11 protein-coding genes are annotated in these 14,148 nt (G+C 64.9%); 10 read left to right on the top strand and 1 reads right to left on the bottom strand.

Annotated elements, in window-relative coordinates:
- The first annotated feature begins 5 nt into the window (after window positions 1-5).
- From murD to lpxC, 9 genes are all read left to right on the top strand, one after another.
- Complete coding sequence (gene murD, locus N7422_RS14335) at window positions 6-1,352, top strand: UDP-N-acetylmuramoyl-L-alanine--D-glutamate ligase (RefSeq protein ID WP_279807141.1); 1,347 nt, start codon at window positions 6-8, stop codon at window positions 1,350-1,352.
- Window positions 1,352-2,563 carry a putative lipid II flippase FtsW gene (gene ftsW / locus N7422_RS14330; protein ID WP_279807241.1) on the top strand — a complete coding sequence of 404 codons (1,212 nt, stop codon included), beginning with the start codon at window positions 1,352-1,354 and terminating at the stop codon, window positions 2,561-2,563. Before murD ends, ftsW begins: the two co-directional genes overlap by 1 nt.
- Complete coding sequence (murG, locus tag N7422_RS14325; RefSeq protein WP_279807140.1) at window positions 2,553-3,632, top strand: undecaprenyldiphospho-muramoylpentapeptide beta-N-acetylglucosaminyltransferase; 1,080 nt, start codon at window positions 2,553-2,555, stop codon at window positions 3,630-3,632. Before ftsW ends, murG begins: the two co-directional genes overlap by 11 nt.
- Window positions 3,625-5,073: a UDP-N-acetylmuramate--L-alanine ligase gene (murC, locus tag N7422_RS14320; RefSeq protein ID WP_279807139.1), complete on the top strand. Its 1,449-nt coding sequence runs from the start codon at window positions 3,625-3,627 to the stop codon at window positions 5,071-5,073. Before murG ends, murC begins: the two co-directional genes overlap by 8 nt.
- Complete coding sequence (locus N7422_RS14315; protein ID WP_279807138.1) at window positions 5,070-6,026, top strand: D-alanine--D-alanine ligase; 957 nt, start codon at window positions 5,070-5,072, stop codon at window positions 6,024-6,026. The genes murC and N7422_RS14315 overlap by 4 nt, the downstream gene beginning before the upstream one ends.
- A gap of 5 nt (window positions 6,027-6,031) precedes the next feature.
- Window positions 6,032-6,901, top strand: coding sequence for a cell division protein FtsQ/DivIB (locus tag N7422_RS14310; RefSeq protein ID WP_279807137.1), 870 nt, complete (start codon window positions 6,032-6,034; stop codon window positions 6,899-6,901).
- Window positions 6,902-6,915: 14 nt separating this feature from the next.
- Window positions 6,916-8,184: a cell division protein FtsA gene (gene ftsA, locus N7422_RS14305; RefSeq protein WP_028689735.1), complete on the top strand. Its 1,269-nt coding sequence runs from the start codon at window positions 6,916-6,918 to the stop codon at window positions 8,182-8,184.
- Window positions 8,185-8,239: 55 nt separating this feature from the next.
- Entirely contained in the window at window positions 8,240-9,436 is a 1,197-nt protein-coding gene (ftsZ, locus tag N7422_RS14300; RefSeq protein ID WP_028689734.1) for a cell division protein FtsZ, read from the top strand.
- A gap of 112 nt (window positions 9,437-9,548) precedes the next feature.
- On the top strand, window positions 9,549-10,460 hold the full coding sequence (gene lpxC, locus N7422_RS14295; RefSeq protein WP_279807136.1) for a UDP-3-O-acyl-N-acetylglucosamine deacetylase: 912 nt from the start codon (window positions 9,549-9,551) through the stop codon (window positions 10,458-10,460).
- A gap of 100 nt (window positions 10,461-10,560) precedes the next feature.
- On the opposite strand, the gene N7422_RS14290 is transcribed toward lpxC, so the two are convergent.
- A complete protein-coding gene (locus N7422_RS14290; RefSeq protein WP_279807135.1) occupies window positions 10,561-11,016 on the bottom strand; it encodes a DciA family protein in 456 nt (151 codons plus the stop codon).
- Window positions 11,017-11,326: 310 nt separating this feature from the next.
- Here N7422_RS14290 and secA point away from each other — a divergent pair, with 310 nt between their 5' ends.
- On the top strand, window positions 11,327-14,062 hold the full coding sequence (gene secA, locus N7422_RS14285; protein ID WP_279807134.1) for a preprotein translocase subunit SecA: 2,736 nt from the start codon (window positions 11,327-11,329) through the stop codon (window positions 14,060-14,062).
- The last annotated feature ends 86 nt before the right edge of the window (window positions 14,063-14,148 follow it).

The raw sequence follows: 14,148 nt of genomic DNA, 5'->3' as shown, positions 1-14,148 counted from the left end.
CGAGCGTGTCACTGATCGCTTCCGACCAATTCCGCATCGTTGTCGGCCTCGGCAAGAGCGGCATGTCCCTGGTTCGCTTCCTGGCGGACCGGGGCATTGCCTTTGCGGTCGCCGACACCCGCGAGCAGCCGCCGGAACTGGACACCCTGCGCCGTGAATACCCGCAGGTGGAAGTGCGCTGTGGTGAGCTGGACGCCGACTTCCTGTGCCGGGCCAGCGAGCTGTACGTCAGCCCGGGCCTGGCGCTGGCCACGCCTGCCCTGCAGCAGGCGGCGGCGCGAGGCGTGAAGCTGTCCGGCGACATCGAACTGTTCGCCCGCCACGCCCAGGCGCCGATCGTGGCGATCAGCGGCTCCAATGCCAAGAGCACTGTGACCACCCTGGTCGGCGAGATGGCCGTCAAGGCTGGCAAACGTGTGGCTGTGGGCGGCAACCTCGGCACCCCGGCCCTCGACCTGCTGGCCGATGACGTGGAGCTGTACGTGCTGGAACTGTCCAGCTTCCAGCTGGAAACCACCGACCAGCTCAACGCCGAAGTGGCCACCGTGCTCAACATCAGCGAAGACCATATGGACCGCTACAGCGGCCTGCCGGCCTACCACCTGGCCAAGCACCGGATCTTCCGCGGTGCCCGCCAGGTGGTGGTCAACCGTCAGGACGCGTTGAGTCGCCCGCTGCCGGTCGAAGGCCGCCCGTGCTGGACCTTCGGCCTCAACGCGCCAGACTTCAAGGCCTTCGGCCTGCGTGAAGTGGATGGCGAGAAATACCTGGCGTTCGAATTCCAGACGCTCATGCCGGTGCGCGAGCTGAAGATCCGTGGCGCCCACAATCAAAGCAACGCCCTGGCCGCGCTGGCGCTCGGCCATGCCGCCGGCCTGCCGTTCGCGCCGATGCTCGAGGCCCTGCGCGAATTCAAGGGCCTGGCCCATCGCTGCCAGTGGGTGCGCGAGCGCAACGGCGTGAACTGGTACGACGACTCCAAGGCCACCAACGTCGGGGCCGCGCTGGCCGCCATCGAAGGCCTGGGTGCCGACATCGAAGGCAAGCTGGTGCTGATCGCCGGTGGTGACGGCAAGGGGGCCGACTTCGCGGCCTTGCGTGCGCCGGTGGCCCAGCATTGCCGCGCCGTCGTGCTGCTCGGCCGTGATGCCGCGCGCCTGGCGGAGACCCTGAAGGATGCCGTGCCGCTGGTGCGCGTGCAGACCCTCGACGAAGCGGTGCAACGCTGTGCCGAACTGGCCCAGCCAGGTGACGCGGTGCTGTTGTCGCCGGCCTGCGCCAGCCTCGACATGTTCAGGAACTTCGAAGAACGCGGGCGCCTGTTCGCCCAGGCGGCGGAGGAGCTGGCATGATCTTCGGCATCCTCAAACCGTACCCGTCGCCGCTGATCAGTGGCCGTGGCATCGACCTCGATTTTCCGTTGCTGGCCGGCTGCCTGGCGCTGCTCGGCCTGGGCCTGGTAATGATCACTTCGGCGTCCTCGGAAGTGGCCGCGGTGCAATCGGGCAACCCGCTGTACCACATGTTCCGCCACCTGGTGTACGTCGCCCTCGGGCTCGGCGCCGGGGTGATGACCATGCTGGTGCCGATCGCCACCTGGCAGCGCATGGGCTTCTTGATGCTGCTCGGTGCCTTCGGCTTGCTGGTGCTGGTGCTGGTGCCGGGTATCGGTCGCGAAGTGAACGGCTCGATGCGCTGGATCGGCTTCAGTTTCTTCAACGTCCAGCCCTCCGAGATCGCCAAGGTCTTCGTGGTCATCTACCTGGCCGGCTACCTGGTGCGTCGGCAGACCGAGGTGCGCGAGAGCTGGATGGGCTTCTTCAAGCCGTTCATCGTACTGCTGCCGATGGCCGGCCTGCTGCTGATGGAGCCGGACTTCGGCGCCACGGTGGTGATGATGGGGGCGGCCGCGGCGATGCTGTTCCTCGGCGGTGTCGGATTGTTCCGTTTCTCGCTGATGGTAGTGCTGGCGGTGGTCTCGGTGGTCGTCCTGGTCCAGGCGCAGCCTTACCGGATGGCGCGTCTGATCACCTTCACCGACCCGTGGTCCGACCAATTCGGCTCCGGCTACCAGCTGACCCAGGCGCTGATCGCCTTCGGTCGCGGCGAATGGCTGGGCGTGGGCCTGGGCAACAGCGTGCAGAAGCAGTTCTACCTGCCCGAAGCGCACACCGACTTCGTGTTCTCGGTGCTGGCCGAAGAGCTCGGCGTGATCGGCTCGCTGCTGACCATCGCGCTGTTCGTCTTCATTACCGTGCGCGCCCTGTACATCGGCCTGTGGGCCGAGAAGGCCAAGCAGTTCTTCGCCGCTTACATGGCCTTTGGCCTGGCATTCCTGTGGATCGGTCAGTTCCTGATCAACATCGGTGTGAACGTCGGCCTGCTGCCGACCAAGGGCCTGACCTTGCCCTTCCTCAGCTACGGGGGCAGCTCGCTGGTGATCTGCTGCGCCTGTGTGGGGCTGCTGCTGCGGATCGAATGGGAGAGTCGCACGCACCTGGGCAGCGAAGAGCACGAATTCAAGGAAAGCGATTTTGCCGAGGAGACCAGTCATGGGCGCTGACGGCAAGAACGTCCTGATCATGGCCGGCGGGACCGGCGGCCACGTGTTCCCGGCCCTGGCCTGCGCCCGCGAGTTCCAGGCCCGTGGCTACAGCGTGCACTGGCTGGGCACCCCGCGCGGCATCGAGAACGAACTGGTGCCCCAGGCCGGCCTGCCACTGCACCTGATCCAGGTCACCGGCCTGCGCGGCAAGGGCAAGCTGTCGCTGCTCAAGGCGCCATTCACCCTGGTCAAGGCCGTGCTGCAGGCGCGGCGCATCATCCGCGAGCTCAAGCCGGTCTGTGTGGTCGGCTTCGGCGGTTACGTGACCGGCCCCGGCGGCGTCGCCGCGCGGCTGTGCGGCGTGCCGCTGGTGATCCACGAACAGAATGCCCGCGCCGGCACCACCAACCGCCTGCTGCTGCCGTTGGCCGCGCGGGTCTGCGAGGCCTTCCCGGACACCTTCGCCGCCAGCGACAAGCTGCGCACCACCGGCAATCCGGTGCGCCCGGAGCTGTTCATGGACGCACAGCGCGCGCCCCTGGCCGAGCGCCGCGCGCGCCTGCTGGTCATGGGGGGCAGCCTCGGTGCGGAACCATTGAACAAATTGTTGCCTAAGGCCCTGTCCGAAGTGCCGGCGAGCCTGCGCCCCGAGGTGTTCCACCAGGCTGGCAAAAACCACGCGCCGATCACCGCCGAGCGTTATCAGGAGGCCGGTGTCGAGGCGCAGGTCGAACCGTTCATCAAGGACATGGCCCACGCCTATGGCTGGGCCGATATGGTGGTGTGCCGGGCCGGCGCCCTGACCGTCAGCGAACTCGCGGCGGCGGGCCTGCCCTCGATGCTGGTGCCGTTGCCCCATGCCATCGACGATCACCAGACCCACAACGCCCAATACCTGGCTCGCGAAGGCGCCGCCTTCCTGATGCCACAAGCGACAACTGGCGCAGCGCAGCTCGCTGAACGCCTGAACGAGGTGCTGATGCAACCCGAGAAACTCAACACCATGGCCGGCACCGCGCGTCGCCTGGCCAAACCTGCCGCAACCAGCACCGTGGTCGATATCTGCCTGGAGGTGGCTCATGGTTGAGAGCCAGAAAGCCATGCCCCAGCCGAAGATGGGTCGTATCCGTCGCATCCACTTCGTCGGTATCGGCGGCGTGGGCATGTGCGGCATCGCCGAGGTGCTGCTGAACCTGGGCTATGAAGTGTCCGGTTCCGACCTCAAGGCTTCGCCGGTCACCGAGCGCCTGGAGTCGTTCGGCGCGGAAATCTTCGTCGGCCACCGCGCCGAGAACGCCGCCACCGCCGATGTGCTGGTGGTGTCCAGCGCGATCAACCCGGCCAACCCGGAAGTCGCCACCGCCCTGGAGCGCCGTATCCCCGTGGTACCGCGCGCCGAGATGCTCGCCGAACTGATGCGCTATCGGCATGGCGTGGCGGTGGCCGGCACCCACGGCAAGACCACCACCACCAGCCTGCTGGCGTCGGTGTTCGCCGCCGGCGGCCTGGACCCGACCTTCGTCATCGGTGGTCGCCTGACGGCGGCCGGCACCAACGCGCAGCTGGGCACCAGCCGCTACCTGATCGCCGAGGCCGATGAAAGCGATGCCAGCTTCCTGCACCTGCAGCCGATGGTGGCCGTGGTCACCAACATCGACGCCGACCACATGGCGACCTACGAAGGCGACTTCAACAAGCTGAAGAAGACCTTTGTCGAGTTCCTGCACAACCTGCCGTTCTATGGGCTGGCGGTGATGTGCCTGGATGACCCGGTGGTGCGCGAGATCCTGCCGCAGGTGAAGCGCCCGACCGTGACCTACGGCTTCAGCGAAGAGGCCGATATCCGCGCCATCAATGTGCGTCAGCAGGGCATGCAGACCCACTTCACCGTGCTGCGCCGTGACTGCGAGCCGCTGGAGGTGTCGGTGAACATGCCGGGCAACCACAACGTGCTCAACGCCCTGGCGACCATCGCCATCGCCACCGACGAAGGCATCAGCGATGACGCCATCGTCCAGGGGCTTTCCGGCTTCCAGGGCGTTGGTCGGCGCTTCCAGGTATACGGCGAACTGCCGGTCGAAGGCGGCAGCGTGATGCTGGTCGACGACTACGGCCACCACCCGACCGAGGTCGCCGCGGTGATCAAGGCCGTACGTGGCGGCTGGCCGAGCCGGCGCCTGGTGATCGTCTACCAGCCGCACCGCTACAGCCGCACCCGCGACCTGTACGACGACTTCGTGCAGGTGCTGGGCGACGCCAACGTGCTGCTGCTGATGGAGGTCTACCCGGCTGGCGAAGAGCCGATCCCAGGGGCCGACAGCCGCCAGCTGTGCCACAGCATCCGCCAGCGCGGCAAGCTGGACCCGATCTACATCGAGCGTGGCGCCGAGCTCGCGCCGCTGGTTCAGCCGTTGCTGCGCGCCGGCGACATCCTGCTGTGCCAGGGTGCCGGTGACGTCGGCGGGCTCGCCCCGCAACTGATGAAAAGCCCGCTGTTCGCTGGCGCCAAGCAGGAGAAGTCGAAATGACCAGCGCCTACGACACGCTGCATTCCACCCTCGACGTGAAAGCCTTCGGCCGCGTCGCCGTGCTCTACGGTGGCAAGAGCGCCGAGCGTGAAGTCTCGCTCAAGTCGGGCAAGGCGGTGATCGAGGCGTTGACCGGCGCCGGTGTCGACGTGGTCGCCATCGATGTCGGCGACGACCTGCTGAGCCGCCTGCAGAGCGAGAAGATCGACCGCGCCTTCATCATCCTCCACGGCCGCGGCGGTGAGGACGGCAGCATGCAGGGCCTGCTCGAGTGCCTGGGAATTCCCTACACCGGCAGCGGCATCCTCGCCTCGGCGCTGGCCATGGACAAGCTGCGCACCAAGCAGGTGTGGCAGAGCCTGGGCATCCCGACCCCGCGTCACGCGGTACTGGCCAGCGAGCACGATTGCGTCGCCGCCGGCCAGGAACTGGGCTTCCCGCTGATCGTCAAACCTGCCCATGAAGGTTCCAGCATCGGCATGGCCAAGGTGGGCAGCGTGGAAGAACTGGTCGCCGCCTGGAAAGACGCTGCCAGGTTCGATTCGCAGGTGCTGGTCGAGCAATGGATCCACGGTCCGGAGTTCACCATCGCCGTGCTGCGTGGCCAGGTGCTGCCGCCGATCGCGCTGGGTACTCCGCACGTGTTCTACGACTACGACGCCAAGTACATCGCCAACGATACCCAGTACCGCATCCCGTGCGGCCTGGACAGTGTCAAGGAACAAGAGCTGATCGACCTGACCGCGCGTGCCTGCGATGCCGTTGGCATCGAAGGCTGGGGCCGGCTGGACGTGATGCAGGACGAGCAGGGCCGGTTCTGGCTGCTCGAAGTCAACACCGCACCGGGCATGACCGATCACAGCCTGGTGCCGATGGCGGCCCGCGCGGCTGGCCTGGACTTCCAGCAACTGGTGCTGGCGATCCTGGCCGACAGCGTAGAGAAGCGAGGTTAACAGCCATGCAAGGCGCGATGATACGTCAGCAACCACCCGTTACCGGCCGCAGCAAGCCGGTGCCGCGTGGTGCCAGCCGACTGGTGGCCGACGAGCCCGTATCGGCGCGCCTGCCCCGTCCGAGCTTCGGTGGCCTCAAGCGCCTGCTGTGGCCGGTGCTGCTGGTGGCCGCGGGCTTTGGCGCCTACGAGGGCGCCATCCGCCTGATGCCGTATGCCGACCGCCCGATCACCAAGATCGCCGTGCAGGGCGATCTCAGCTACATCAGCCAGCAGGCGGTGCAGCAGCGTATCGCGCCCTATGTGGCGGCGAGCTTCTTCACCGTGGACCTGGCTGCGATGCGCGTGGAGCTCGAGCAGATGCCGTGGATCGCCCACGCCGAGGTGCGCCGCGTGTGGCCGGATGAAGTGGTGATCCGCCTGGAAGAACAGTTGCCGGTGGCGCGCTGGGGTGACGAGGCCTTGCTCAACAACCAGGGCCAGGCCTTCACCCCGCGCGAGCTGGCCAACTACGAGCACCTGCCGCAGCTGTTCGGGCCGCAGCGCGCTCAGCAACAAGTCATGCAGCAGTATCAGGTATTGAGCCAGATGCTGCGCCCCATGGGCTTTTCCATCGCTCGCCTGGAGCTGCGCGAGCGAGGCAGCTGGTTCCTGACCACTGGCGCGGGTAGCGCCGGTCCAGGCATCGAGCTGCTGCTGGGGCGCGACCACCTGGTGGAGAAGATGCGCCGTTTCATTGCCATTTACGACAAATCGCTTAAAGACCAGATCACCAATATCGCCCGCATCGATCTGCGTTACGCCAACGGATTAGCGGTTGGCTGGCGGGAACCGAATGCACCGACGACGGCCCAACCCGCCGTTGCGAAGAATTAGAGAGAGGCAGGACCATGGCAAACGCGCATAGCGGCAAAATGATCGTCGGGCTGGACATCGGCACCTCCAAGGTGGTGGCGCTGGTGGGCGAGGTCGGCGAAGACGGTACCCTGGAGATCGTGGGTATCGGCACCCATCCGTCCCGCGGCCTGAAGAAGGGCGTGGTGGTGAACATCGAATCGACCGTGCAGTCGATCCAGCGCGCCGTCGAGGAAGCCCAGCTGATGGCGGGCTGCCGCATCCACTCGGCGTTCGTCGGGGTGGCCGGCAACCACATCCGCAGCCTGAACTCCCATGGCATCGTCGCCATCCGCGACCGCGAAGTCAGCACCGCCGACCTCGAGCGCGTGCTCGACGCCGCCCAGGCCGTGGCCATTCCAGCCGACCAGCGCGTGCTGCACACCCTGCCGCAGGACTACGTGATCGACAACCAGGAAGGCGTGCGCGAGCCCCTGGGCATGTCGGGCGTGCGCCTGGAAGCCAAGGTCCATGTGGTCACCTGCGCGGTCAACGCCGCGCAGAACATCGAGAAGTGCGTGCGCCGCTGTGGCCTGGAAATCGACGACATCATCCTCGAGCAGCTGGCCTCGGCCTACTCGGTACTGACCGACGACGAGAAGGAACTGGGCGTGTGCCTGGTGGACATCGGTGGCGGCACCACCGACATCGCCATCTTCACCGAAGGCGCGATCCGTCACACCGCGGTAATCCCGATCGCCGGCGACCAGGTCACCAACGACATCGCCATGGCCCTGCGCACCCCCACGCAGTACGCCGAGGAAATCAAGATCCGCTATGCCTGCGCCCTGGCCAAGCTGGCCGGCGCCGGTGAGACCATCAAGGTGCCGAGCGTCGGCGACCGCCCGCCGCGCGAGCTGTCCCGCCAGGCCCTGGCCGAAGTGGTGGAGCCGCGTTACGACGAGCTGTTCACCCTGATCCAGGCCGAGCTGCGCCGCAGCGGCTTCGAGGACCTGGTGCCGGCCGGCATCGTCCTCACCGGCGGCACCGCGAAGATGGAAGGCGCCGTTGAACTGGCCGAGGAAATCTTCCACATGCCGGTACGCCTGGGCGTGCCGCATAGCGTTCGGGGGCTGAGCGACGTGGTGCGCAACCCGATCTACTCCACCGGTGTGGGCTTGCTCACCTACGGCCTGCAGAAGCAGTCCGAGGATCCGTCCCTGACCGGTATCAGCAACAGCAACAGCAGCAACAACAGCTATGGCGATGAACCGAAGGGCCCTGTGCTTGAGCGTCTCAAGCGTTGGGTCCAGAGCAACTTCTAAGTTTCAAAGCAGTAGTGGTAGGCGCGACAACTAGAGAACTGTAAGGAGAGGGAAAATGTTCGAACTCGTAGACAACGTCCCGCAAAGTCCGGTCATCAAGGTGATCGGCGTCGGCGGTGGCGGCGGCAACGCCGTCAACCACATGGTCAAGAGCAACATCGAAGGCGTCGAGTTCATCTGCGCCAACACCGATGCCCAGGCGCTGAAGAACATTGGCGCGCGCACCATCCTGCAACTGGGTACCGGCGTGACCAAGGGCCTGGGCGCAGGCGCCAATCCGGAAGTCGGCCGTCAGGCCGCGCTGGAAGACCGCGAGCGCATCGCCGAGGTGCTGCAGGGCACCAACATGGTGTTCATCACCACCGGCATGGGCGGCGGTACCGGTACTGGCGCGGCGCCGATCATCGCCGAAGTGGCCAAGGAAATGGGCATCCTCACCGTCGCGGTGGTGACCCGTCCGTTCCCGTTCGAAGGTCGCAAGCGCATGCAGATCGCCGACGAAGGCATCCGCATGCTGGCCGAGAGCGTCGACTCGCTGATCACCATCCCCAACGAGAAGCTGCTGACCATCCTGGGCAAGGATGCAAGCCTGCTGTCCGCCTTCGCCAAGGCTGACGACGTGCTGGCCGGCGCCGTGCGCGGCATCTCCGACATCATCAAGCGCCCTGGCATGATCAACGTCGACTTCGCCGACGTGCGCACCGTGATGGGCGAGATGGGCATGGCGATGATGGGTACCGGCTGCGCCAGCGGTCCGAACCGTGCCCGCGAGGCGACCGAGGCGGCGATTCGCAACCCGCTGCTCGAAGACGTCAACCTGCAGGGCGCCCGCGGCATCCTGGTGAACATCACCGCAGGTCCAGACCTGTCGCTGGGTGAATACTCCGACGTGGGTAGCATCATCGAGGCCTTCGCCTCCGACCACGCGATGGTCAAGGTCGGCACCGTGATCGATCCGGACATGCGCGACGAGCTGCACGTGACCGTGGTCGCCACCGGCCTGGGCGCGCGCATCGAGAAGCCGGTCAAGGTCGTCGACAACACCCTGCAGACCGCCCAGCAGGCGTACGAGGCCTCCAACCCGGCCCCGGTTCGCCAGGAGCAGTCGGCTGTCAACTACCGTGACCTGGAGCGTCCGACCGTGATGCGCAACCAGGCCCACGCGGGTGCCGCGGCCGCAGCTAAACTCAATCCTCAGGATGACCTGGACTACCTGGATATCCCGGCGTTCCTGCGTCGTCAGGCCGATTAATGGAATTTATCAGGGGTATAAGGGTGATTGGTGTTCAGCAAAGGCCGGGTCTGTTATCATCCCCAGCCTTTGTTGATACCTGTTCGCAATTTGCGCTGAAGCGGCCAATGCCATGATTAGACAACGCACCCTGAAGAATACCATCCGTGCCACAGGCGTCGGCCTGCACTCCGGGGAGAAGGTCTACCTGACCCTCAAGCCTGCGCCTGTCGACACCGGCATCGTCTTCCGTCGCGCCGATCTCTCGCCTGTCGTGGAGATCCCGGCGCGCGCGGCCAACGTCGGCGAGACCACCATGTCGACGACCCTGGTCAACGGTGACGTCAAAGTCGATACGGTCGAGCACCTGCTCTCCGCCATGGCGGGCCTGGGCATCGATAACGCCTACGTCGAGCTCTCCGCCTCGGAAGTGCCGATCATGGATGGCAGCGCCGGACCCTTCGTATTCCTGATCCAATCGGCCGGCCTGGAAGAACAGGACGCACCGAAGAAGTTCATCCGCATCCTGCGCGAAGTGACGGTGGAAGAGGGCGACAAGCGCGCCACTTTCCTGCCTTTCGACGGGTTCAAGGTGAGCTTCGAGATCGACTTCGATCACCCGGTCCTCAAGGGCCAGACCCAGAGCGCGGTCGTCGACTTCTCCAGCACCTCGTTCGTGAAGGAAGTCAGTCGCGCCCGCACCTTCGGCTTCATGCGTGATATCGAGTACCTGCGCAAGCACAACCTTGCGCTGGGCGGCAGTGTGGAGAACGCCATCGTGGTCGACGAGACCGGTGTGCTCAACGAGGACGGACTTCGTTCCGATGACGAGTTCGTCAAGCACAAGATCCTCGACGCCATCGGCGACCTCTATCTGCTGGGCAACAGCCTGATCGGCGAGTTCAAGGGCTACAAGTCCGGACACGCGCTGAACAACCAGCTGCTGCGCAAGCTGATCGCAGAAACCGACGCCTGGGAAGTGGTCACGTTCGAAGATGCCAGCACGGCACCGATCTCGTACATGCGCCCTGTTGCGGCCGTGTAAGTTCGAACACTCTCTCTAGTGATTGAGGCCACCTTCGGGTGGCCTTTTTTATAGGGTGTGTCCCGCGACAGGCCCGCGCACGCTATCGCGGGGTCGTGTATCAGGCTTTGCCCTGCGCATGCGCCGCCAGGCGCTCCAGCGCTGCGCGCAACTTCGAATCGCTGATCCCCTCGGCCGAACCACGAATGCTCTCTGCGGCATTGCTCGACAGTTCAGGCCCGTGACCTTCGCGTTTCGCCGGCACCAGCGGCGGCTGCACCTTGAACTGGATGCGACTCAGGTTGGCGAAGGCTTCCATGGCCTGGAGCTGACGCTGCAGGCGCTTCTGCTGGTAGCGCAGGCGGGTGGCCCAGTGGCCGTCGGTCACAACCAGCAACAACGTGCCTTCCTTCCACGACGCCACATGACAGTGCTCGCGGGCGGCCGGCTGCAGCTGGCTTTCCAGCAGGCGCTGCAGGTGTTCCAGGCGCTCGGCCTGGTTGAGCAGCAGGCGCAGTGGCCGAGCCTTGCGCAGCAGGTCGGCGGGGGGGCGGGCAGGGGTGGGTTTGTAGGCCATGGGGGTACGCAGAGGGTTGCAAGATCGACAGTCTAACAGTTGGGCCCTCATCGCGGGCTTGCCCCGCGATCGGTTGGTGGATCTTGATGCAAGTCATTCTTGATACGTTTCATCTTCGCGCACCTTGAACTTGCGCAAAAAGCCCCTATGTTAGTCAGGCCCCCTAAAAGCGCTGTGCCAGCATCGTGGAAATCCACCACTTTCCTCACCATCGTTTCCGGGTAGAATGCTCGTTCGCATGCGGCCTAAGGGCTGCACGGGCGACTCACGGGGCCGCCCTCCATCCCTACGTGTGGAAGATCCTGCCGATATGTTTGCGCCTTTGTTAAAAAAACTTTTTGGAAGCAAGAACGAGCGTGAAATCAAACGCATGCTCAAGACGGTGAGCACCGTCAATGCCTTCGAAGAGAAGATGGTGGCCCTCTCCGACGAGCAGCTGCGGGGCAAGACCGCAGAGTTCAAGGAGCGTCTGGCCAAAGGCGAAACCCTCGACCAGCTGTTGCCCGAAGCCTTCGCCGTCGCCCGTGAGGCCGGCAAGCGCGTGATGGGCATGCGCCACTTCGATGTCCAGCTGATCGGCGGCATGACCCTGCACGAGGGCATGATCGCAGAAATGCGTACCGGTGAAGGCAAGACCTTGGTCGGTACCCTGGCCGTCTATCTCAACGCGCTGTCCGGCAAGGGCGTGCACGTGGTCACGGTCAACGACTACCTGGCCCGCCGCGACGCCAACTGGATGCGTCCGCTGTACGAATTCCTCGGCCTGAACGTAGGCATCGTCTCGGCGTTCCAGCCGCCGGAAGAAAAGCGTGCCGCCTACGCCGCCGACATCACCTACGGCACCAACAACGAATTCGGCTTCGACTACCTGCGCGACAACATGGCGTTCAGCCAGGACGAGAAGTTCCAGCGTGAACTGAACTTCGCCGTGATCGACGAAGTCGACTCGATCCTCATCGACGAAGCGCGCACCCCGCTGATCATCTCCGGCCAGGCCGAGGACAGCTCCAAGCTGTACATCGAGATCAACCGCCTGATTCCGCGGCTGACCCAGCACATCGAGGAAGTCGAAGGCCAGGTCACCCAGGAAGGCCACTACTCCATCGACGAGAAGAGTCGCCAGGTCGAGCTGAACGAGGCCGGTCACCAGTTCATCGAGGACATGCTCACCCAGTCGGGTCTGCTGGCCGAAGGCGAGAGCCTGTACTCGGCGCACAACCTGGGCCTGCTGACTCACGTCTACGCCGGCCTGCGCGCCCACAAGCTGTTCCACCGCAACGTCGAGTACATCGTCCAGGACGGCCAGATCCTGCTGATCGACGAGCACACCGGCCGTACCATGCCGGGCCGCCGCCTGTCCGAGGGCCTGCACCAGGCCATCGAGGCGAAGGAAAACCTGAACATCCAGGCCGAGAGCCAGACCCTGGCCTCGACCACCTTCCAGAACTACTTCCGCCTCTACACCAAGCTGTCCGGCATGACCGGTACCGCCGACACCGAAGCGTTCGAGTTCGCCCAGATCTACAACCTCAACGTGATGGTCATCCCACCGAACAAGCCGTTGGCCCGCAAGGACTTCAACGACCTGGTGTACCTGACCGCCGACGAAAAGTACGCCGCGATCATCGCCGACATCAAGGAAAGCATGGCCCAGGGCCGTCCAGTCCTGGTCGGCACCGCGACCATCGAAACCTCCGAGCACATGTCCAACCTGCTCAAGAAGGAAGGTATCGACCACAAGGTCTTGAACGCCAAGTATCACGAGAAGGAAGCCGAGATCATCGCCCAGGCCGGTGCGCCGGGCGCGCTGACCATCGCCACCAACATGGCCGGCCGTGGTACCGACATCCTGCTGGGCGGCAACTGGGAGGCCGAAGTCGCCGCCCTGGAGAACCCGACCGCCGAGCAGATCGCCCAGATCAAGGCCGACTGGCAGAAGCGTCACCAGCAGGTACTGGAAGCAGGCGGCCTGCACGTGATCGCCTCCGAGCGCCATGAGTCGCGCCGTATCGACAACCAGCTGCGTGGCCGTGCCGGCCGTCAGGGCGACGCCGGCTCCAGCCGTTTCTACCTGTCGCTGGAAGACAGCCTGATGCGCATCTTCGCCTCCGATCGGGTGAAGAACTTCATGAAGGCCCTCGGCATGCAGTCCGGCGAGGCCATCGAGCACCGCATGGTGACCAACGCCATCGAGAAAGCACAGCGCAAGGTCGAAGGCCGCAACTTCGACATCCGCAAGCAACTGCTCGAATACGACGACGTGGCCAACGAGCAGCGCAAGGTGATCTACCACATGCGCAACAGCCTGCTGGCCGCCGAGAACATCGGCGATACCATCGCCGAGTTCCGCCAGGAAGTGCTCGACGCCACCATCAGCCAGCACATTCCGCCGCAGTCGCTGCCCGAGCAGTGGGACGTGGCCGGCCTGGAAGCTTCGCTGGCCAGCGATTTCGCCATGAAGCTGCCGATCCAGCAATGGCTCGACGAAGACGACAAGCTCTACGAAGAGACCCTGCGCGAGAAGCTGCTCAAGGAAATCACCGACGCCTACAACGAGAAGGAAGACCAGGCCGGCATCGACGCCCTGCGTACCTTCGAGAAGCAGATCCTGCTGCGCGTGCTGGACGACCTGTGGAAGGACCACCTGTCGACCATGGATCACCTGCGTCACGGTATCCATCTGCGCGGTTATGCGCAGAAGAACCCGAAGCAGGAGTACAAGCGCGAGTCGTTCACCCTGTTCCAGGAGCTGCTGGAGTCGATCAAGCGCGACACCATCCGCGTGCTGTCGCACGTCCAGGTGCGCCGCGAAGACCCTGTCGAGGAGGAAGCCCGTCTGCGCCGCGAGGCCGAGGAACTGGCCAGCCGCATGCAGTTCCAGCACGCCGCCGCCCCGGGCCTGGAAGGCGAGCAACTGGCCGAGGAGGGCGCTGAAGTCGCCGTGGCCTCGGCGCCAGTGCGCAACGAGCACAAGCTGGGTCGCAACGAGCCCTGCTGGTGTGGTTCGGGCAAGAAGTTCAAGCATTGCCATGGTCAGATTGAGTGATCTGAACCACTTGCAGTAACGTGACACATCCGGGGCCGCTTTGCGGCCCCGCTTTTTGTTCTCAACCGATTTATCTAGGAGCGCTC

Origin of the sequence: Pseudomonas sp. GD04091, from assembly GCF_029836165.1 — a bacterium.
Classification (GTDB): domain Bacteria; phylum Pseudomonadota; class Gammaproteobacteria; order Pseudomonadales; family Pseudomonadaceae; genus Aquipseudomonas.
Note: the sequence above shows the minus strand (reverse complement) of the source record. Positions and strands in the feature narration are given on the sequence as shown.